The organism is Neisseria sp. 27098_8_158, assembly GCF_041433145.1.
Lineage (GTDB): Bacteria > Pseudomonadota > Gammaproteobacteria > Burkholderiales > Neisseriaceae > Neisseria > Neisseria subflava_E.
In genome coordinates, this window is the sequence record NZ_JAPWAZ010000001.1 from 848,660 (window position 1) to 870,088 (window position 21,429).

A 21,429-nucleotide genomic window follows, 5' to 3' on the forward strand; every position below is an offset into this window, starting at 1 on the left:
TTAAATATCCTCCTTAACGTTTCTATCCATAGTATACGAAGTTTAATAGCAAATATCAAAAATACTGTCTGCGCGCCAACGGTCGAGCATTCTGGCCGCAATCAAACGGCGGTTAAGGCTGGCAAATTCCAGGGCTGCTTGGTGTTCGGCAAGGTAGGCTGCCGCCGCTTCGCCCTCTTCCGCCAAACCTTGATGCCCGAAGGCGGCAATATGGCGTTGCAAAATCTGCTGGCCCAATCCTCGCGAACCGCTATGCACCAACAGTTGCAGATGGTTTTCATCAAAATCGAGCGGAAGCAAATCGGCGCGATAAACGGTATCAACGGTTTGCAACTCGGCAAAATGGTTGCCGCCGCCAATCGTACCTACGGCAAGGCCGTCTGAAAATTGGCGCATATCGACAGCGTCGCCTAATAAATCGACCTGTTCGTCTTTATCCAACGGCGTATCAATATTGCCCAGCTGTTTGGCGAGTTTGGCCGGTTTGAGTTTGGCTGCGCGTAAATTGGTCTGCCAAAACGCCATGCCGCAACCGATGTCATTCCCAATCAGGGCAGGATAAAAATGACGGTCGCTGAAAAATGCCGCGCCAACCGGATAACCGCGCCCTGCGTGTAAATCCGGCATTCCGGCAACGCGTAGCATATGCGGTAATCGGGCGGTGGTTTCGAGCTGTGCGACAGCGTTGCCTTCAATCCATGTATTTGAATCGGCAATAATTTGAATATGATGGGGATAATTGCCCATGTGTTTATGCTTTCTTTAAAACGGATAGAAACCGGCAACTGATGACAATAAATATCCACCGTCTGCGAAATGTTCAGACGGCCTGGTTTCTAGCCGATAATCGTAGGGAAAGCAGCCCGAAGCGGGCGACATGGAATGCGAAAGCGTTATCCGAAAGTCAGACCGACGCTTGGGCTGCAAAGAATGTGATTGAGCGGATTGAAGTATTGCATGTCATGGCTTGCTCCTTTCTTTGCATGAAAATATTAAAAACGTTCGGATTATAGAGTGTTCATTTCCAATCATGCAAACTTACTGACATCAATCTGCCAATGATGTTGCATAAATGGCAATTATTGAGAACATAATTTAGGCCGTCTGAAAACTTTTCAGACGGCCTTCGATGCCTAATAATCCTTACAAAACAACGGTCGGATAAGAACCGACAACTTTCACGAAGGAAGCGCGTTCGCCCAAAAGCTGCAAGGCTTTTTGGACATTTTCATCGCTTTGGTGGCCTTCGATATCGATGAAGAACAGGTATTCCCACAAAACCGATTTGCTTGGGCGGCTTTCAAATTTGGTCATGGAAATGCCCAACTCGGTGAAAGGTTGCAACAACGAAGTAACGGCACCGGCACGGTTGGGGGCGGATACAACCAAAGAAGTTTTGTCATTGCCGCTGCGGCCGGTTTCTTGATGTCCCATCACCAAGAAGCGCGTGGTGTTGTTCGGTTCGTCTTCGATACACTCGGCAGCAAAGCTCAACTGATAAATTTCCGCGGCAATACGTCCGGCAATGGCGGCCACATTCGGGCTGTCAGATTCGGCAACCAGACGCGCTGCTTCGGCATTGCTGGCTACGGCGATACGTTCGGCATTGGGCAGATTGCGGCCGAGCCAGTCGTTGCATTGCGCCAAGGCTTGAGCATGGGCGAAAACTTTGGTAATGCCGCCGATTTCGTGGCTGTCTTTACGCAGCAGATTGTGATGAATGCGGACAACCACTTCGCCACAGGCTTTCAAAGCAGTTACAGCCAGCAAGTCCAAAGTACGGCCTACCGAACCCTCGGTCGAATTTTCTACCGGCGCCACCAAATAATCGGCTTGACGCGTTTCAACTTGTTTAAAGCAGTTGTCGATGGTGGTACACGCCATAGTGTGTGCGGCGTGACCGAAATGTTTGATGGCAGCTTGCTGGGTAAATGTTCCCTTCGGACCTAAATAGGCAATCGTCAGCGGACGCTCCACCGCCAAACATTCGCTCATAATCTCGCGAAACAGCCGAGTAACTGATTCATCAGGCAAAGGGCCGCGGTTCAAATCCTGAATCCGGCGCAAAACGGCTACTTCCCGTTCAGGACGGTACACCGCGCCTGTCCCTTTCAATTCGCCGATAGCATGCGCATGCCCGGCGCGCTCGTTGAGCAAACGGAGGATTTCCGCATCGATGCTGTCGATGGCATTGCGGTGCGGCAATAATTGTTCGTCTATGGATAAAGGCATAAGCTGTCTCGCAATTTTGTGAGGGATATTTTGATTTTAACATTAAAGGCCGTCTGAATTCCGTTTTCAGACGGCCTCAACACTATCTTTATCTAACTTTATCGTCTATCAGGTTTGCAAACGCCGCCAATTCCATCATAATTAAGCCTTTTGAACGACAAGGCCTATTCCATGCACTCAAACGGACTGTACACCCGTTTTCTGCCCGATGAAGAAGCAACCCTGAAACTGGGTGAAGAATGGGGCAAGCAGCTTTCCGCTCCGCTGACCATCTATCTTGAAGGTGGACTGGGTGCAGGCAAAACCACGCTGACACGCGGGATTTTGCGCGGACTGGGACATACGGGCGCAGTCAAAAGCCCGACTTACACCATTGTCGAATCTTATCCGCTGGATACATTCACCCTCCACCATTTCGACCTCTACCGCTTTACCATGCCCGAGGAATGGGAAGATGCCGGTTTGGACGATTTGTTTGCGCCCGACAGCATCTGCCTCATCGAATGGCCGCAGCAAGGTGGAGAATTCACGCCTCCGGCAGACATTACCATTACATTGACGTACACCGATAAGGGCAGAACCTGCACCTTTTCCGCCCACACAAACCAAGGCCGAAAAAGTTTAGAATCATGGTCAAATTAACTAGAAGACACATTCTCCGTCAAGGCACAGGACTATTTCTCACCCTCACACCTGTTGGTGCTGCATTGGCCAAACCGGCCTCTCCTGCGCAATTCCTTGCCGTCCGCATTTGGCCGGCGCACGCCTACACACGCGTTACCCTTGAAAGCAACCACTCGATGAAATACCAACATTTTATGTTGGACAACCCCAGCCGGTTGGTCGTGGATATTCAAGGTGCGGAAATTAACAGCGTCCTGCAAGGTATTTCCAGCAAAGTGCTGTCTAACGACCCTTTTATCCGCAGCATTCGTGCCGGTCAAAATACGCCCAATACCGTGCGTATCGTCATCGACCTCAAACAAAGCACCCATCCGCAAGTCTTTGCACTCGCCCCCGTCGGCAACTTCAGAAACCGCTTGGTTATCGACCTCTATCCGCACGGCGCAGATGCCAACGACCCGATGATGGCCTTGCTCAACGGCAATGTTCCCAAACAACGTCAAAATACCAATATCGCATATGACACCCCTGCCCCTAAAAACAATCGTGGCAGCGGCAGCAACCGCCGTCCCGTGATTATGATCGATCCCGGTCATGGCGGTGAAGACCCCGGCGCAATCGGCCCGAGCGGCCTCAAAGAGAAAAACGTTGTACTCTCCATCGCACGCGAAACCAAAAAACGCCTCGAAGCCTTGGGTTACAACGTATTCATGACGCGCAACGAAGACATCTTTATCCCATTGGGCGTACGCGTTGCCAAAGGCCGTGCACGCAATGCCGACGTATTCGTGTCCATCCACGCCGATGCCTTTACCAGCCCGTCCGCTCGCGGTACCGGCGTATATATGCTCAATACCAAAGGCGCAACCAGCTCGGCGGCAAAATTCCTTGCCCAAACCCAAAACAACGCCGACGCCATCGGCGGTGTACAATCCAGCGGCAACCGCAACGTCGACAACACGATTTTGGACATGACCCAAACCGCAACCCTGCGCGACAGCCGCAAGCTCGGCCATTCCGTCTTGACCGAATTGGGCAAACTCAACCAACTACACAAAGGTCGCGTTGACGAAGCCAACTTCGCCGTCCTCCGCGCGCCGGATGTTCCGTCCATTTTGGTGGAAACCGCCTTCCTCTCCAACCCTACCGAAGAGCGGCTGCTCGGCAGCGAATCATTCCGCCAGCAATGCGCCCAAGCCATTGCCACCGGTATTCAAAAATACATCAATACCGCCGTTTTACGACGCGGATAATGGCTATAAGAAACAAAGGCCGTCTGAAAATTTTTCAGACGGCCTTATCTTTTCAAGCAATCTATTTAACCGCACTTCCCTACCGCAGCCGGATACACCGACACCTTCGTCTGCGTCAATGCAAACAGGTTTTCCAACTGTGTTTGCGCCTGACGGTTGGCATGTTCCAAAATCTCAGCTTTGCACGCGCTTTGCAATACCTGCCGTTTCGCCTCTTCCTGCACCGTCTTAAATACCGACTTATCCATAGGCAGCAAATTAAACGAGCCGGTCTGAATATCGTACACTTCGATATTTTCCAAATCCACGCTCAAAATTTCCACCGCCGGCAGGCTGATTAAGACCTTGTCGTCCACAATATTGACATTGTCCGCGCCTAACTTGTCCAAATCCAAACCGGCCAACACCTTACCGCGCACAATAAAAATACCGCTTTGCGAATCCTGCCACAGCCTGCGCCAATCCCCTTTTTTCTCCGTACGGATAATCGTATCGATATAAAATGCCGTACTTTCCAAGCGGTTCATCTGCTTAATCTGCATCAAAACCCCCTCGCGGGACAAAACCTGATGTTCTTCGTTCTGACCATGCAGGGCATAAAACCAGCCGCCTGCAGCCGTCAACGCACACAACACCAGCACGACCAATCCGCGCCCAAACATTTTCATTTCAAACACCCCCCGTTAAAATAATCATCAAAACATTCCCCATATTCTCCCAAAACCGTCAATTTCAAGCTATACCCAGGCCGTCTGAAACAATAAATTTCATTACCAAAAAGTAATAAAAAATCTCAACAAACAAAGTTTGCCTTTTGGTAAAGATAAGACTACAATCCATTACACACAATTCAATTTCATCTCATCATGAATACCACCGACCTGCGCCGCCACAACCTGCGGCAATGGATAACACAACACCACAACGGCCAGCAGACCAAGTTTGCCCAAGCCATCTCTATCAACCAAGGCGAGCTGTCCGCCCTGTTGAAAAACAAATCTTTCGGCGAGAAAAAAGCCCGAAAAATCGAGCAAACAGCCAATATGCCTGACATGTGGTTGGATCAAGACCACCAAGACCGCCACGCCCCCACCATCAGCCAAGAAAGAAATACCATGTCCCACATCTCCACCATTCCCGAAATCCTAGCAGACATCAAAGCCGGCAAAATGGTCATCATCACCGATGCCGAAGACCGCGAAAACGAAGGCGACTTGCTGATGGCCGCCCAATTCGTTACCCCCGAAGCCATCAACTTCATGATCAAAAACGCACGCGGCCTGGTCTGCCTGCCGATGGACGGCGAAATGGTCGAAAAACTCGGCCTGCCCATGATGACCCAGAAAAACGGCGCGCAATACGGCACCAACTTTACCGTCTCCATCGAAGCCGCCCACGGCATTACCACCGGTATTTCCGCCGCCGACCGTGCCCTGACCATTCAAACTGCCGTTTCCCCATCCGCCAAACCCGAAGACATCGTCCAACCCGGCCACATCTTCCCACTGCGCGCCCAAAAAGGCGGCGTACTCGTCCGCGCCGGACACACAGAAGCCGGCGTCGATCTGGCACAAATGAACGGCCTGATTCCCGCCGCCGTCATCTGCGAAATCATCAACGACGACGGCACCATGGCGCGTATGCCCGAACTGATGAAGTTCGCCGAAGAACACAATCTCAAAATCGGCACCATTACCGACCTCATCGAATACCGCAGCCGTACCGAAAGCCTGCTTGAAGACATGGGCAACTCACCCGTACAAACCCCATGGGGCGAGTTCCAACAACACGTTTACGTCGACAAACTCTCCGGCGAAACCCACCTCGCCCTCGTCAAAGGCACACCTTCCACCGAAGAAGAAACCCTCGTCCGCGTCCACGAACCCTTCAGCGTCATGGACTTCATCCAAACCAACCCGCGCCACTCATGGTCGCTGCCCAAAGCCCTTGAGCGCATCCAACAAGCCGAAAGTGGCGTAGTCATCCTCCTGCACCGCACTGAAGACGGCGCCACCCTGCTCGACCGCACCCTACCCAAAGGCGCCAACCAAGCCTACAAATGGGACAGCAAAAGCTACGGCATAGGCGCACAAATCCTCGCCGGCCTCAACGTCAAAAAACTGCGCGTCCTCGGCCAGCCGTCATCCTTCACCGGCCTCACCGGCTTCGGCCTCGAAGTCGTCGGCTTTGAAGAAGCTGAAAAATAATCTTGCTTGATTAACTCTCAAAGCAAATGAAACAAAAGGCCGTCTGAAAGTTTTCAGACGGCCTTTTAAGTTTGTTATCCAACTCAAAAACTGCGAATATAAAAAAGCCGATACACCTTTCCGATGTATCGGCTTTCGCTATCTGCTCAACGCTTAATTTTTGCTGGGCAGTTCTTTTTCGCTCAATGGTTTGATGTACCAAATATCGCGGCAGTAGTCGGCGATGGAGCGGTCGGATGAGAAGAAGCCCATGTTGGCGATGTTGATCAAGGCTGATTTGCGCCATGCGGATACGTTGCGGTAGTGTTCGTCCGCTTTGTATTGCGTGTCGATGTAGCTGCGGAAATCGGCCATCAGTTGATAGAAGTCGCCGTATGGTTGCAACACGTCGTTGTAGCGGTTTGGCTCTTCCGGAGAGAAAGTGCCTTGGCTGATTTGGTTGACGACGCGGCGTAGATCGCTGTCTCGCTCGATATAGCTCAACGGGTCGTAACCATTGCGGCGGATTTCTTCGACTTGCTCGACGGTGTTACCAAAGATATAGCAGTTGTCCGCGCCGACTTTTTCCAAAATCTCAACGTTCGCGCCGTCCAGTGTACCCATGCAGAGCGCGCCGTTAAGGGCGAATTTCATGTTGCTGGTACCGGATGCTTCTGTACCCGCCAGTGAGATTTGTTCGTGCAAATCAGCGGCTGGGATGATGATTTGGGCGAGGCTGACGCTGTAGTTCGGGATGAACACAACTTTAATCAAGTCGCGGATACGGGTGTCGTTGTTGATAACTTTGGCGACGTCATTAATCAGTCGGATGATTTTCTTCGCCATGTAATAAGCGGATGCGGCTTTACCGGCAAAGATGAACACGCGCGGCTGCCAATCGAAATCTGGGTTTTCCAGGATTTTGTTGTAGCGGTCGACGATGTGCATCACGTTCAATGCTTGACGTTTGTACTCGTGGATACGTTTGATTTGGATATCGAAAAGTGCATCGGTATTAACTTTGATGCCCAGCTCGGTTTCAATGTATTTGGCAAGGCGCTCTTTGGCGGCTTTTTTCACTTCGCCGAATTCTGCCTGTACGGAGGCATCGTCCACTTTGTCGTTGAGCTTGGTCAAGTTGTCCAAATGCAGACGCCAGTCTTCGTCGCCCAGATGTTTGTCCAAGAATTTGGTCAGGCCCGGGTTGGCGATGTTGATCCAGCGGCGCGGGGTTACGCCGTTGGTTACGTTGGTAAAGCGTTCTGGGAACACTTTGGCAAAGTCGGCGAAGATGGATGTGGTCATCAAATCGGAGTGGATTTTGGCCACGCCGTTGACTTTGTGCGAACCGATCACGGCAAGCCATGCCATGCGGACGCGACGGCCGTGGGTTTCGTCAATAATGGATACGCGGCGGACAAAGTCATCGTCGAAGTTGCCGATGGCGCGTAAGGCATTGAGGAAGTAGGCGTTGATCTCAAAGATGATGTCCAAGTGGCGCGGCAGCAGACGGCCCATCAGGTCAACCTGCCAAGTTTCCAAGGCTTCGCTCATCAATGTGTGGTTGGTGTAAGAGAAAATCTTACAGCACATATTCCATGCTTCAGTCCATGCAATGCCCTCTTCGTCAATCAGGATACGCATCAATTCTGGAATAGCGAGCACCGGATGGGTGTCGTTCAAGTGGATGGCGACTTCGTCTGCCAAAGTGTGGATGCTTGGGAAACGGCATTTGTGGCGGGCGACAATGTCTTGAACGGAAGCGGAAACCAAGAAGTATTCTTGCTTCAGGCGCAATTCGCGGCCGGAGTCGGTAGAGTCGTTCGGATACAGGACGCGTGAGATGTTTTCGTCGCTGTTTTGTGCGCGAACGGCAGAAGCATAGTCGCCTCGGTTGAAGTCGGCAAGGTCAAACAGGTTGCCTGCGTGTGCAGTCCACAAGCGCAATGGGTTGGCACATTCGCCACCGTAGCCCGGAATGATTTCATCGTATGCCCAAGCAGAAATTTCTTCGCTTGGCTGCCATTCTTTTTTGTCACCCAAGTTCAATACTTGACCGCCGAAACGGACGGAATATTGTTTGTTCGGACGGGCAAATTGCCATGCCAAATCTTGGTCGAGCCACAAATCGGGTTTTTCAACTTGTTGGCCATCCACGATTTCTTGTTTGAACATACCGTATTGGTAACGGATACCGTAGCCCATGGCCGGAATGCGCAGGGTTGCCAAAGAGTCGAGGAAGCAGGCGGCCAGACGGCCCAAACCGCCGTTACCCAAACCTGGATCTTCTTCTTGTTCGCAGACATCGGCAAATTCTTTGCCCAGTTGCTTGAATGCTTCTTCAAATTCGGCGTAAACGCCTTCGTTAATCAGCGCGTTGACAAATGAACGGCCGAGCAGGAATTCCATAGACAGGTAATAAACCATGCGTTTGCTGTTGTCGATGTGGGCGCGGCGTGTTTTGAGGAAATCTTCCGCAATCAGGTCACGCGCGGCAAGCATGGCGGCGTTGAGCCATTGGTGTGAAGTTGCCTCCTTCGGATCTACGCCCAAGATGAAAATCAGCTTGTAAACGATGGACTTGCGGATGGTTTCGGCGTCCGGTTTAGGCATTACATAATCGTAACCGGAGATGGGGAGTTTTTTCTTAGCCATGGAAGCCTTTCTCTAGCGTGAGGCACTGGACAACGCGCCTGATGGTTTTATTAAAAACAACGAAACTCGGTTTTCAGACGGCCTGACAACGGCAACAGGCCGTCTGAAAGGAATGGTGCGTAGATTTGTTACAAACCAAGGAGATTATAGCGGAAAGATTCAAAAAAAGGATATATTTTTCTTTATAAAACATTCAATTAACAATTAAACCATTCATCATCTTATTGGCATTTTCAATTTATATTACTAAGCTGCAAATCAGAAAATACTGACAAAATATCAAAGAGTTAATCAACCAATAGTTTAATTCTCATTTAATTTGTTTTATGTAAAATCCAAATTCCCATATGCTCAACAACACATTTTCCTGATTCTTCGTAATTAAATTTCTCAGATGGTACGCAAGAAATTTTCCAATTGCCTTGAGGCAGGTTAAATAACTGACGACTACGTTTGGCATTGACCAACAGCAGCCATTCATCGTCCAAAACAATCTGAATCGCCTTGCTGCCCCTGTTGTGCCAACAATATTCGGTCATCGGGCTGCTATCGGCATTGAGCCATTGCACACGCTCTTTTTCCCACCAACAATCATCTGTCAGCAGCTTGATTTGGCTGCGAACACGTATCAACTCTTGAGTGTAATTTTGCAATACATGGGACTCATTTTGCCAATCCAACCATGTAATCGGATTATCTTGGCAGTAGCTGTTGTTGTTGCCTTGCTGACTGTTGCCGAACTCATCGCCGGCCAACAGCATGGGCGTACCGTTGGATAAAAATAAGGAGGCAAGCAACGCTTTGGAGGTGTATTCGCGGTTGAGCAAAACCTCTTCATCATCGGTTTCGCCTTCTACGCCGTGGTTGTAGCTGATGTTTTCATTATGCCCGTCGCGGTTGTTTTCACCGTTGGCTTCGTTGTGTTTTTCGTTATAGCTGACCAAATCGCGCAGAGTGAAGCCGTCGTGTGCAGTGATGAAGTTGATGCTGGCAGATGGATGGCGGCCGCTGTGGTTGAAAATATCGGACGACCCGGCCAAACGTTCGGCAAATGCGCCCAAATTGCCGCTTTCCCATGACCAAAACGCGCGCATATCATCGCGGAAACGGCCGTTCCATTCGGCAAAAGGTTGCGGGAAATTACCCAAGTGATAGCCGCCCTCGCCGATGTCCCATGCTTCGACAATCAGCTTCAAACCGGCCAAAACCGGGTCTTGATACAGGACTTGGAAAAAACGGCCATACGATTGGAAATCGGGTTCGCGTCCCAATACGGTTCCCAAGTCGAAACGGAAGCCGTCGATATGAAACTCTTCCGCCCAATAGCGCAGGCTGTCTGCCGCCCAACGGGTAACGTCTCTCCGGACAATATTGAGCGTATTGCCGCAACCCGACCAGTTTTCATAGCTGCCGTAAGAGGTGTGCCAATACCATAAGGTGTTGTCGATACCGCGCTGACACAGCATCGGGCCTTTGTCATCCTGCTCTGCCGTGTGGTTGTACACGACATCCAAAATCACTTCCAAACCAGCCTGATGCAGGGCTTTGACCGCTTGTTTAAACTCCGCCGCCGCACGCTCGGGATTGTCGGCATAAGACGGCTCAACGGCAAAATGGGAGTAAGTGTTGTAGCCCCAATAATTGCTCAAGCCCATCTGCTGAAGATGGTATTCGTCCAGATGATAATGAATCGGCAGCAGCTCGACCGTCGTTACCCCCAACTCTTGCAAATAAGCCAAAACCCGTTTATCACTCAAGGCTTTATAAGTAGCTGCATATTTCAAATCGGGGAACTGCTTGGTAAACCCTTTGACATGGGCTTCATAAATAACGGTTTTACCCCATGGTATTTCCGGACGGCAATCTTTAGCCCAATTAAATCGGCTGCGTCCGATCACGACGCTTTTCGGCGCAACGGCGGCATTGTCGCGTTCATCTTCCGGCCTGAACCATGCCATTTCTTCGGCGGTACGGTAGCTTGGTTTGCCGTCAATTTTTTTGGAATACGGGTCAATCAGCAATTTGTTGGGATTAAAACATGAGCCGTATTCTGCGTTTTCACGTCCATACACGCGAAAACCGTATCGCTGCCCTGCCTTAACGTCCGGCACAAATCCGTAAAATACCGAACCGCGCCGCGAAGGCATCTCCAAACGGGTTTCTTTATCCTTATCAAACAGACACAATTCGACCTTTTCGGCATTGATGGAAAACAAGGTGAAATTCGCGCCCTTGCTTGTCAGGGTCGCGCCCATGGGATAAGGCTTGCCTTCCTCGATATGCCATGATTTGGCAGACATAGAATGATTCCTTGGTATGTATTTGGTTTCGTGTCCAATATAAGGCCGTCTGAAAATCTTTCAGACGGCCTTGAGTCATATTGATGTCACTATCTTTTAATTTTCAGCTGATTGGGCAGGCATGATGCCCACCCTCAAAGTTGATTTACGCTTCGTCTTTGACCGCCGCCTGATACAGGTAAACGGTTGCCAACGGCGGTACGGTAACAGACAGGGAATTTGGTTTGCCATGCGACCAAACTTCTTCTGTCTCCACCGTTGCGCCGGCAGAAACGCCACTGCCTTTGTAATGCAGGTCGTCTGAATTGAGGATTTCGCGGTATTCGCCGGCAGAATTCACACCAAAGCGGTAGCCTTCGCGTACTACTGGCGTGAAGTTGCTGATGACGATAACGCGGTTGCCTTCGCGGTCGCGGCGCTCGAAGACGAATACGGAATTGTCGCCGTCATCGGCAACCAGCCACTCAAAGCCTTCAGGCCATTGGTCTAATTGGTAAAGCGGCGCGTTGTCTTTATAGACATGGTTCAATTCGCGCACGAAGTCTTGTACGCCTTTGTGCCAGCCGCCCTCTTGCTCCAGCAGGAACCAATCCAAGCCTTCGTTGTAGTTCCACTCGCGACCTTGTGCAAACTCATTGCCCATAAACAAAAGTTTTTTGCCGGGGAAGCCGTACATAAAGCCGTAGTAGGCGCGTAGGTTGGCGAATTGTTGCCAGCAGTCGCCGGGCATACGTCCGAGCAGCGAGCGTTTGCCATGCACGACTTCATCGTGTGAAAGCGGCAGGACGAAGTTTTCGCTGTACTGGTACATCATGCCGAAAGTCATTTTGTTGTGGTGATATTTACGGTTGATGGGGTCTTCCATCATGTAACGCAAAGTATCGTTCATCCAGCCCATATTCCATTTGAAGCTGAAGTTCAAACCTTCTTGGCGGGTCACATTGGCGAACGAAGTAGATTCTTCGGCGATTTCAGTCGCAGCCGGAACTTCCTCTTTCAACATGGTGTTGGTATCACGCAGGAAAGCGATGGCTTCGAGGTTTTCATGGCCGCCGTATTGGTTCGGAATCCACTCGCCGTCTTTGCGCGAATAGTTGCGGTAAATCATCGAAGCAACCGCATCAACGCGGATACCGTCAAAGCCGAAACGTTCTATCCAATACAAAGCATTGCCTTGCAGGAAGTTTTTCACTTCGTTTCTACCGAAGTTGTAAATCAAGGTGTTCCAGTCTTGGTGGTAGCCTTCGCGCGGATCGGCGTGTTCGTACAGCGCGGTGCCGTCGAATTTGGCCAGGCCGTGGTCGTCGGTTGGGAAATGGCCGACCACCCAGTCAAGGATCACGCTAATACCCTCATCGTGCGCGGCTTTAATCAATGCACGCAATTCTTCCGGCGAACCGAAACGGCTGGTCGGCGCATACAAACCGGTTGCCTGATAGCCCCATGAGCCGTCAAACGGATATTCGGAAACAGGCAAAAACTCGATATGGGTAAAGCCCATGTCTTTGACGTATGCCACCAGCTCTTTGGCCAACTCTTCATAAGTCAGCCAAAAATTGTTTTCCGGATTGCGTTTCCACGAGCCCAAATGCACTTCATAAATGCTGATAGGCGCATCAATGGCGTTGGCACAGGCGCGGAAAGCAGGTTCTTCCACTTCGTCAGGCAAGCCGCGCACGATAGATGCCGTGGTTGGACGCAGTTCCGCACCGAAAGCATACGGGTCGGCTTTTTCACGTACATTACCGTTGGCATCGCGGATTTCAAATTTGTAGAGGGCATTGAGTTTGACTGCAGGAATAAAGATGTCCCAAATGCCGTTGTCGCGATGGAAACGCATCACATGGCGGCGGCCATCCCAGTTATTAAATTCGCCGATGACGGAAACGCGTTGCGCATTGGGCGCCCATACGGCAAAGCGTACGCCCTTCACGCCGTCCAACTCGGCAAAATGTGCGCCTAAAGTCTCATAAGGACGCAGGTGTTTGCCTTCGGCCAACAGCCAGGAATCCATGTCTTGCAACGCAGAGCTGAAATGATAAGGGTCTTCTTCAATCACTGGCTCGGAATCTTCGGTATAACGGATACTCAAAGCGTAATCGGGCGCATCATCAGGCAAAACGGCCACAAAGAAACCGCGTTCATCAATTTTTTCAGACGGCACGATGAGTTCGCCGCTGCGGCGGTTCACGATATCCACGCTTACTGCGCCGGGAATCAAAACGCGTACTACTTCATCGCCCTCTGCAAGGCGGTGTCGTCCCAGATAAGCGAACAAATCGCTGTGGGTGGCAAGAAACAGGCTTTCGACCGTATCGCGCTCGATTTGGTCAAGTTCATGATAAGCCTTGATTTGGCTGTTTGTTTTCATGCGTACCTCGTCAATAATGGCAAGTTGGCCGCCCATGAGGCGGTGTTGTAGGAAATCTTCCAAAGAAACCGGCATTTTTTGCGCCCAGTTCGGATAGCCTTCGGTTACACCCGGGACATTCAGATTGTCGATGACGCCCAGCAGGTTTTCCAGTTGTACGGCGTAAAGTTTGCTGCGGCTCAATGCGCCGTATTTATGCAAAGCCCCCAGCAAGATTTCATCGGCTTTTGCCGGCATTTGTACGTCTGCACCCAGACAGCCGGTTTCTTTCAATTTATCCAGCAAATCGGCTTTATCGTGTTCGCGCTCGTCCAAGGCCGTCTGAAAAGCGGCTACATCAGGCAAAGTACCGAGTTTGAACATCGTATCCAAATCTTTGCCTATCCAATAACCTGCCAAAGGCGCAACATCGTGGGTACTGATGACCGTAATCGCCTGCTCGGGGTATTCTTCAGGTAATTGGAAACCGTTCCAGCCCTTGCTGAAATACATCACTTTGTAGGAGAACACTTGATAGCGATTGAGCAGATAACGCGCTTGATCGGGTACCGTTCCCAAATCCTCGCCGATAATGACGCAACGGTTGCGCTGGCTTTCCAATGCCAAAATGGCGAAAGTCACTTCGGCATCGTAATGCACATATGCGCCGAAATCTGCTGTTTTATCGTTTAAAACCCACCACAAACGACACAATGCCATCACATGGTCAATCCGCAACACGCCATACAGGCGCATGTTTTCGCGCAACAGATGGGCAAACTTTTCATAGCCCGTATGTTTCAACATCGACGGATTAAGCGGCGGCAAATTCCAATTCTGCCCTGTCGGCCCCAAAGGATCGGGCGGCGCACCGACCGATACGTCCATACAATAATCTTGACGGTTTAACCAAGTATCCGCGCTGCCTCGCGCCACGCCGACCGCCAAATCGCCGTAAATACCGAGTTTGACACCGTATTCGGCAGCGGCTTGGTTGACTTCTTGCAACTGCTTCGCACAAAGCCATTGCAGCCACATATAAAAACGGATTTCACGCTCATGACTAAGCGCAAATTTTTCTACTGCTTCGCCATCAGGTTGATGAAATTCAGACGGCCATGACTGCCAACCCACTTGTCCGGGACGGCTGTAATACTGGTCCAAAGCCTCAAACAAACCGAAGCCCTGCAAAGCCTTGCCTTTTTCTAATACAAATGCTTCAAATGCAGCACGTTCATTTACCGCAGCCTCGCAAGTATCTTGTTCAAACGCGTTAAACGCCATCTGCAGCGCATCACGCTTACATGCCCAAACCGCCGTATAAGTCACCGTTTCCGTAACACGCAAAGCGGCGATACGCTGACGGATTTTTGGTTGTGCCAACCAGTTTTTCAGTTGTTCGTTATAAGTAAACGCCCCGACTTTCTCGATATCCAAGTAAATCGGATTGAGCCATTCGCGCGAAGAAGGGCTATACGGGCTGGCAAAGGCAGGCTTGCTGGTAAACAAGGCATGCAAAGGGTTGATACCGACAAAATCCAGCTTTTTCTCTGCAGCATATTTCATCAGGTTCAGCAAATCGGTAAAGTCGCCTATGCCCCAGTTGCGCTCGGAACGCAGGCTGTACAAATGCATGGTCAAACCATTCATCCGTCCGCCATTGGCAAGCAGTTTGGGTTGATAAACCGATTCAGGCGCAACAATCAGACGTACAAGGCAACATTTACCGTCGGTCTCGGCCGATAAAGTGTAATAACCGCAAGTCAGTTGGGGCAGCTTAATCCAAAGCGTATCGTTGTCGCCCGGATACAAAGTCAAGGTCTGGCACTCATCCGCCTCATTAATCAATACGACCGCTTCCGCACCATGAAATTTAGACGGCATCTGTAAAGATTCTTCACCGTTTTCATGCGCGACCATCGTATTCAGATAAAGGCCGTCTGAATCCGGTTTGCTTTTGTCCAAAATAGCAACGATCGATTCCAAAACTTCAGGTTTGGTCGCATGATATGTACCGTTGATGTCGTGGTAGCCTAAATCAATACCGGCCTCTACAGCCTGCTGCTCCAATGTTTCACTCATTGCATTCTGCCTGTTTTACCAATATCTGAATCTTAATACAGATTTTGTTGTACCGTTACATGTAATTCATTGTAGTCTCTAACAAAATCCATATTTCCCTGTTTGATTTGACCTGCGCCAAAATTTCCTATTTATCTGTCTTGTAAAAACTTAAAGGCCGTCTGAAAAGGAGGATTTCATTCCTTTTCAGACGGCCTTCATCATGCTTTAAGCCTGATTAGTGGTGGTGATGACCGTGCGGGCCATGTACGTGACCGTGGGCAATTTCTTCCTCAGTCGCATCGCGCACACCTTCAACGGTCGCTTTGAACAATACTTTCATACCGGCCAAAGGATGGTTGCCGTCTACTACGGCTTTACCGTCGGCAACATCGGTTACACGATAAATCAATACATCGCCTGTTTCAGGATCATCGGCTTCAAACATCATGCCGACTTCAACTTCAACAGGGAACACACTTACATCTTCAATGCGCACCAGCTCAGGATCTTGTTCGCCGAAAGCATCATCAGGCGACAAAGCCACTTCAACGGTATCGCCTACATTTTTGCCGTGCAACGCTTCTTCCACCAAAGGGAAAATACCGTCATAACCCCCATGCAGGTAAGCAATCGGCTCTTCGGTTTTGTCCAACAACTGGTTGTTTGCATCGTACATTTCATAATGCAGGGAAACTACGGAATTTTTAACAATAGACATCATGTCGTCCTTAATCAATATTTATAAAGTCAAGTTCAGGCTATTCTATCACAGCTGTAACTAAACAATCGGTTTACCTTAAACAAATCCTTTTGGCGAATACAACAAAACCGAAAAAGTCCATATAAAAAACAAAATTGAATGATTCCAATCCACAAAAGTTGCTTTTTCACAACACAAAGTTGCTAAATTACAAAAATTTCCCTAAACGCAAAAACATTCCAAACCCTTAAAACCTATAACAAATAAAAATACACAACTCATTGAATACAATGTATTTTTAAAATCTTCATTAATAATGAATATTTTCAGATGATTTTTCGCACGCCAATATGATTTACATTATTTTCACTATTTTCGTATTGATTTTAGCCAACAAACGGTTACGCAACGTTGCATTGACCTATCCCGTGGGGCATAATATTAAAAAATTCAGCAATGAATTTCTACTGTACAGGCCGTTTGACGGCTATTTTTAGTTTAAATCGATTTAAAAAAGGTTCTTAAAAATGAAAAAATCTCTGTTCGCTGCTGCTTTATTGTCTTTAGCTTTGGCCGCTTGTGGCGGTGCTGATAAAGCTGCTGAAACTGCTGCTTCTGCTGCTTCCGAAGCCGCTGCTTCTGCTACTGAAGCTGCTGCATCTGCTACTGAAGCTACCGCTTCTGCTGCTACCGAAGCTACTGAAGCCGCTGCTTCTGCTACTGAAGCTGCTGCATCTGCTACTGAAGCCGCTGCTTCTGCTGCTTCTGAAGCTGCTAAATAATATTCTTTTGAATATAAGAAAAGCAGGATACCATTGCGTATCCTGCTTTTTTACATTCCTCACACTCCCCTTCCCGACTTTTCCTCCTGACTACCATGCACCTTCACGACCGTTTTGCTGAGTTTCTTTCCGCCTCTGAAATCATCGAAGCCACTCCGGCCTTGTTAAACGACCAACGCCGCCGCTTTGTTTCTTCGCCGGATATTGTCTTACAGCCGAACTCTGTTGAGAGCGTGCAGAAAATCATGCGTTTCTGTTTTGAAAACCGCATCCGGGTAACCCCGCAAGGCGGCAATACCGGATTATGCGGCGCAACGGTAACCACCGAGGGCGTACTGCTCAACCTCTCCAAGCTCAACCGCATCCACGATATCAACCTTGCCGACAACAGCATGACGGTTGAAGCTGGCGTGATTTTGCAAAATGCTCAAAAGGCGGCAGCCGAAGCCGGACGACTGTTTCCACTCAGCCTTGCCAGCGAAGGCTCTTGCCAAATCGGCGGCAATATCGCCTGTAATGCCGGCGGTTTAAATGTCTTGCGTTACGGCAGCATGCGTGATTTGGTATTGGGTTTGGAAGTCGTTTTACCAAACGGCGAACTGGTTTCCCACCTTCAGCCCCTGCACAAAAACACAACCGGCTACGACTTGCGCCATCTTTTTATCGGCAGCGAAGGAACATTGGGCATCATTACCGCCGCCACACTCAAACTCTTTGCCCAGCCCAAAACCAAAGCAACCGCATGGGTAGGTTTAGACGATATTGAATCCGCCGTCTCGCTTTTAACTGCGGTACAAGGCCATTTTGCCGAGCGCTTGACCAGCTTCGAGCTGATCAGCCGCTTTGCCCTCGATTTATCTTCGGAATTCAGCCAACTCAAAAAGCCTGCTGATGCGGAATGGCATATTTTGATTGAACTTGCAGATTCCGTTCCCGATGCCGGACTGGATGAAAAGCTTGCCGAATTTCTCTATCAAAACGGATGGGAAAACAGCATCTTGGCGCAATCCGAGCAAGAGCGCTCCGACTTATGGACCTTGCGTGAAAATATTTCCGCTTCCCAACGAAAACTCGGCACCAGCATCAAACACGACATCGCCGTCCCTATCGCCCAAGTAGCCGCCTTTGTCCGCCAATGCGCCCCTGCCCTGGAAACCCGCTTTCCCGGCATACAAATTGTCTGCTTCGGACATTTAGGCGACGGCAGCCTGCATTACAATACATTCCTGCCCAACATATTGAGCAACGAAGCCTACCAATACGAAGATGACGTCAATACCATTGTTTATGAAAACATCCTTGCCTGCCACGGCACGATTGCCGCCGAACACGGCGTAGGCATTATCAAAAAACATTGGCTGCCCCGCGTGCGTACGCAGGCAGAACTCATTCTGATGCATGCCATCAAAAATCAGCTTGACCCTTATGGCATTATGAATCCGGACAAACTCCTGCCTTCTTTGGATTAACCAATACAAAAGGCCGTCTGAAACATTTCAGACGGCCTTTTATCTTATCCAAACTATTTCAATGCCGTTTTCCAATCCAATCCGCCCAAGGACGGTACCTGTATCACTTCATTGGTATCCAAATTGACCGCTGTCAGCTCTCCGCCCCACAACGCGCCAGTATCCAAAGCGATGACCTGATCAGTATTAACATAGCCCAATGACGACCAATGTCCGAACACGGTAATATAATCCAAATTCTGCCTATCGGGTGCTTTAAACCAAGGGCGCAGGTAAAGCGGCATTTTTTTCAAAGTGGATTTATATTCGTAATCCAATTCGCCTTTGTACGTCAGCGCACGCATACGGGTAAAGACGTTGATAATCATGCGTAGGCGCTCATAGCCTGTCAAATCGTCTGTCCACTCGGTCGGCTTGTTGCCGTACATTTTGCTAAAAAATTTCCTGTATTTTTTACCTTGCAATTCAGCCTCAGCTTCACGGGCAAGGCTTTCAGCCTTATCAACCGACCATTGCGGCAAAATACCGGCATGCACCATCACATGTCTATCGCCGCGCACCAAAAGCGGCTGATGACGCAGCCAGTCCAGCATGGCATGACTATCGGTATGGGTTAAAATCGGCTTAACCGTATCACTGCGCTTGAGTGTTCCTTCACCGCAACCGACTGCCAAAAGATGTAAATCATGATTGCCCAAAACCATTTGCACGCTACTGTCATGCTCTTTGGCAAATTTCAGGGTTTCCAAGGACTTCGGGCCGCGATTGACAATATCGCCAACCAGCCAAAGGGTATCCGTACCATGATTAAAGCCGATTTTGGCAAGCAACAAAGTCAGCTCGTCAAAACAGCCTTGAATGTCTCCGATTGCGTAATGTGCCATTATTATTGTTTTCCATTGTTATTATTTTCAGACGGCCTCAAGCCCAGCCCAGGCCGTCTGAAAACATCAATTATGCATTTAAAACCAATACTGCCTCTGCTTCAACCTGAACGCCTTTAGGCAGGCTGGCCACACCAACTGCTGCGCGCGCTGGGAAAGGTTGTTCGATAAATTCAGCCATCACTTCATTGAACACGGCAAAGTTGGCCAAATCGGTCAAATAAGCATTGAGTTTGACGATATCATTCAAAGAACCGCCAGCCGCTTCGGCTACGGCTTGCAGGTTTTTAAATACTTGCACTGCTTCTGCGCGGAAGTCGCCATTGCCGACCACAGTCATCGTAGCCGGATCCAAAGGAATCTGACCGCTCATATAAACCGTATCGCCTGCGCGGACTGCTTGGCTGTATGCGCCAATCGCGGCAGGGGCTTTGTCGGTATAGATAATGGTTTTAGACATAATATTCTCCTCAAGTAGAAATGTCAGAATCAGGTGGAAGCTTCGAATTTTACTTTCAACAGAAATACGTTTCAATAAAAGCATTCAATTAATGCGTTTAGCCCGTCTTGTTCTTCCTCAATTTTAAACCTACAATCCCACACATTATTCATTTCAAAGCCGAAATTATCATGTTTTTTGTCTTATCCCCAGCCAAAAACCTCAACGAAAAAGACCCTTCCCCCGTCAGCAGCTTTACCCAGCCCGACCTTCTGCCCGAAGCAGAAATCCTGATGCAGGAGTTGCGCCAGCTTGCCCCTCAACAAATCGCCGAGCTGATGCATGTTTCCGACAAAATCGCCCTGCTCAATGCCGAACGCAATGCCGTATGGCACACGCCGTTTACGCCTGAAAACGCCAAACAAGCCGTATTTATGTTCAACGGTGACGTCTATGAAGGTATCGCCGCCGATACATTCAAACCGGAACAAATCGACTACCTGCAACAACACGTCCGCCTACTTTCCGGCCTATATGGCGTACTGCGCCCGCTCGACTTGATGCAGCCCTACCGCTTGGAAATGGGCACAGCCTTTGCCAACTCGCACGGCAAAAACCTCTACGAATTTTGGGGCGATAAAATTACCGACCTGCTCAACCAAACGCTGAAGCAGGCAGACAGCGACGTTTTAATCAACCTCGCCTCACAAGAATATTTCAAATCCGTCAACACCCAAAAACTCAACGCACGCCTGATTACACCGATTTTTAAAGATGAGAAAAACGGCAAATACAAAATCATCAGCTTCTACGCCAAACGTGCGCGCGGTTTGATGGTACGCTACGCGGCAGAACACGGCATTACCGAGCCTGAAATGCTCAAAAATTTCGACTACGAGGGCTATTCATTCAATGAGGCAGCTTCAAACGAAGCCGAATGGGTATTCATGCGTGAAGAACAATCCAAATAAAAACAGAATCCTAGATATTTTTTCTAAAATACCTCTTGGCAAAGGCCGTAAGTTCCATTAATATTACGGCTTCAAGAATGGAAGCGTGGCAGAGCGGTTTAATGCAACGGTCTTGAAAACCGTCGAGGGTTGATAGCCCTCCGTGAGTTCGAATCTCACCGCTTCCGCCATTCTTGATATTTTTTTATCTAGTAAAAATGAAATGCGAGACTTGATGATTCAAGTCTTTTTTTATTTTCAAATCCAAAGAATCCCGTAAAGGCCGTCTGAAACTTTCTATAACACAGTTTCAGACGGCCTAATCCCTTTAAAACTCCCCCAAATCCCTAAAGTCCTACCTAGACATTTAGGAATTTTGGGGGGGATTTTTGCAAAGGTCTTCGCTTTTCTAATCTTTGCCATCAATGGTATCAGCCGACCCATTACCAATGCGGAATTTTTGCTCAACCATGCTGGGCTTTTCCTATGCCGACGCGATTGTACATTTTTCCTCAGGTCCGTGTGCTTCCTTATCATTTGC

Annotated in this window: 14 protein-coding genes, 1 tRNA gene and 1 pseudogene; 7 read left to right on the forward strand and 9 right to left on the reverse strand. The window is 49.3% G+C overall.

The genetic code is table 11. From position 1 onward, the window contains the following. Positions 1-66: 66 nt before the first annotated feature. Together O3681_RS04160 and pheA are read right to left on the reverse strand one after the other, a co-directional pair. Positions 67-747, reverse strand: a pseudogene (locus tag O3681_RS04160) (RNA ligase RtcB family protein); the annotation flags it as partial. A gap of 396 nt (positions 748-1,143) precedes the next feature. Further along, positions 1,144-2,232 (reverse strand): prephenate dehydratase, encoded by a 1,089-nt coding sequence (gene pheA, locus O3681_RS04165; RefSeq protein ID WP_049323519.1) that lies wholly within the window; start codon positions 2,230-2,232, stop codon positions 1,144-1,146. Positions 2,233-2,403: 171 nt separating this feature from the next. Between pheA and tsaE the strand changes: the two genes are divergently transcribed. Together tsaE and O3681_RS04175 are read left to right on the forward strand one after the other, a co-directional pair. Further along, complete coding sequence (tsaE, locus tag O3681_RS04170; RefSeq protein WP_371459354.1) at positions 2,404-2,874, forward strand: tRNA (adenosine(37)-N6)-threonylcarbamoyltransferase complex ATPase subunit type 1 TsaE; 471 nt, start codon at positions 2,404-2,406, stop codon at positions 2,872-2,874. After that, positions 2,862-4,109 carry an N-acetylmuramoyl-L-alanine amidase gene (locus O3681_RS04175; protein WP_371459355.1) on the forward strand — a complete coding sequence of 416 codons (1,248 nt, stop codon included), beginning with the start codon at positions 2,862-2,864 and terminating at the stop codon, positions 4,107-4,109. The genes tsaE and O3681_RS04175 overlap by 13 nt, the downstream gene beginning before the upstream one ends. Positions 4,110-4,174: 65 nt before the next feature. Here the strand turns inward: O3681_RS04175 and O3681_RS04180 are convergent, their stop codons facing one another. Further along, positions 4,175-4,777 carry a DUF4230 domain-containing protein gene (locus O3681_RS04180; RefSeq protein ID WP_070826490.1) on the reverse strand — a complete coding sequence of 201 codons (603 nt, stop codon included), beginning with the start codon at positions 4,775-4,777 and terminating at the stop codon, positions 4,175-4,177. Between the two features lie 198 nt (positions 4,778-4,975). Between O3681_RS04180 and ribBA the strand changes: the two genes are divergently transcribed. Next, entirely contained in the window at positions 4,976-6,316 is a 1,341-nt protein-coding gene (gene ribBA / locus O3681_RS04185; protein ID WP_371459356.1) for a bifunctional 3,4-dihydroxy-2-butanone-4-phosphate synthase/GTP cyclohydrolase II, read from the forward strand. Between the two features lie 153 nt (positions 6,317-6,469). Here ribBA and O3681_RS04190 read toward each other — a convergent pair whose 3' ends face one another. From O3681_RS04190 to O3681_RS04205, 4 genes are all read right to left on the reverse strand, one after another. Then, positions 6,470-8,950, reverse strand: a complete 2,481-nt coding sequence (locus O3681_RS04190; RefSeq protein ID WP_371459357.1) for a glycogen/starch/alpha-glucan phosphorylase — start codon at positions 8,948-8,950, stop codon at positions 6,470-6,472. 314 nt (positions 8,951-9,264) lie between these two features. Beyond that, positions 9,265-11,250 (reverse strand): glycogen debranching protein GlgX, encoded by a 1,986-nt coding sequence (gene glgX / locus O3681_RS04195; RefSeq protein ID WP_371459358.1) that lies wholly within the window; start codon positions 11,248-11,250, stop codon positions 9,265-9,267. A gap of 145 nt (positions 11,251-11,395) precedes the next feature. Then, entirely contained in the window at positions 11,396-15,682 is a 4,287-nt protein-coding gene (gene glgB / locus O3681_RS04200; protein ID WP_371459359.1) for a 1,4-alpha-glucan branching protein GlgB, read from the reverse strand. Positions 15,683-15,899: 217 nt separating this feature from the next. Beyond that, positions 15,900-16,382 carry a peptidylprolyl isomerase gene (locus tag O3681_RS04205; protein ID WP_003683125.1) on the reverse strand — a complete coding sequence of 161 codons (483 nt, stop codon included), beginning with the start codon at positions 16,380-16,382 and terminating at the stop codon, positions 15,900-15,902. Positions 16,383-16,891: 509 nt separating this feature from the next. Between O3681_RS04205 and O3681_RS04210 the strand changes: the two genes are divergently transcribed. Together O3681_RS04210 and O3681_RS04215 are read left to right on the forward strand one after the other, a co-directional pair. Beyond that, the gene (locus tag O3681_RS04210) at positions 16,892-17,146 is read left to right on the forward strand and encodes a hypothetical protein (protein ID WP_049335545.1); all 255 of its coding nucleotides are present in this window, start codon (positions 16,892-16,894) and stop codon (positions 17,144-17,146) included. Positions 17,147-17,241: 95 nt separating this feature from the next. Next, positions 17,242-18,615: an FAD-binding oxidoreductase gene (locus tag O3681_RS04215; protein ID WP_371459360.1), complete on the forward strand. Its 1,374-nt coding sequence runs from the start codon at positions 17,242-17,244 to the stop codon at positions 18,613-18,615. 53 nt (positions 18,616-18,668) lie between these two features. Here O3681_RS04215 and O3681_RS04220 read toward each other — a convergent pair whose 3' ends face one another. Then, positions 18,669-19,499 (reverse strand): symmetrical bis(5'-nucleosyl)-tetraphosphatase, encoded by an 831-nt coding sequence (locus O3681_RS04220; protein ID WP_371459361.1) that lies wholly within the window; start codon positions 19,497-19,499, stop codon positions 18,669-18,671. A 70-nt stretch (positions 19,500-19,569) separates the two neighbouring features. Continuing rightward, on the reverse strand, positions 19,570-19,959 hold the full coding sequence (locus tag O3681_RS04225) for a RidA family protein (protein ID WP_063076412.1): 390 nt from the start codon (positions 19,957-19,959) through the stop codon (positions 19,570-19,572). Positions 19,960-20,129: 170 nt separating this feature from the next. On the opposite strand from O3681_RS04225, the gene yaaA reads away from it, so the two are divergent. Next, the gene (gene yaaA / locus O3681_RS04230) at positions 20,130-20,909 is read left to right on the forward strand and encodes a peroxide stress protein YaaA (protein WP_063068245.1); all 780 of its coding nucleotides are present in this window, start codon (positions 20,130-20,132) and stop codon (positions 20,907-20,909) included. A 79-nt stretch (positions 20,910-20,988) separates the two neighbouring features. Next, positions 20,989-21,079 (forward strand) — tRNA-Ser (locus tag O3681_RS04235). Positions 21,080-21,429 lie beyond the last annotated feature (350 nt).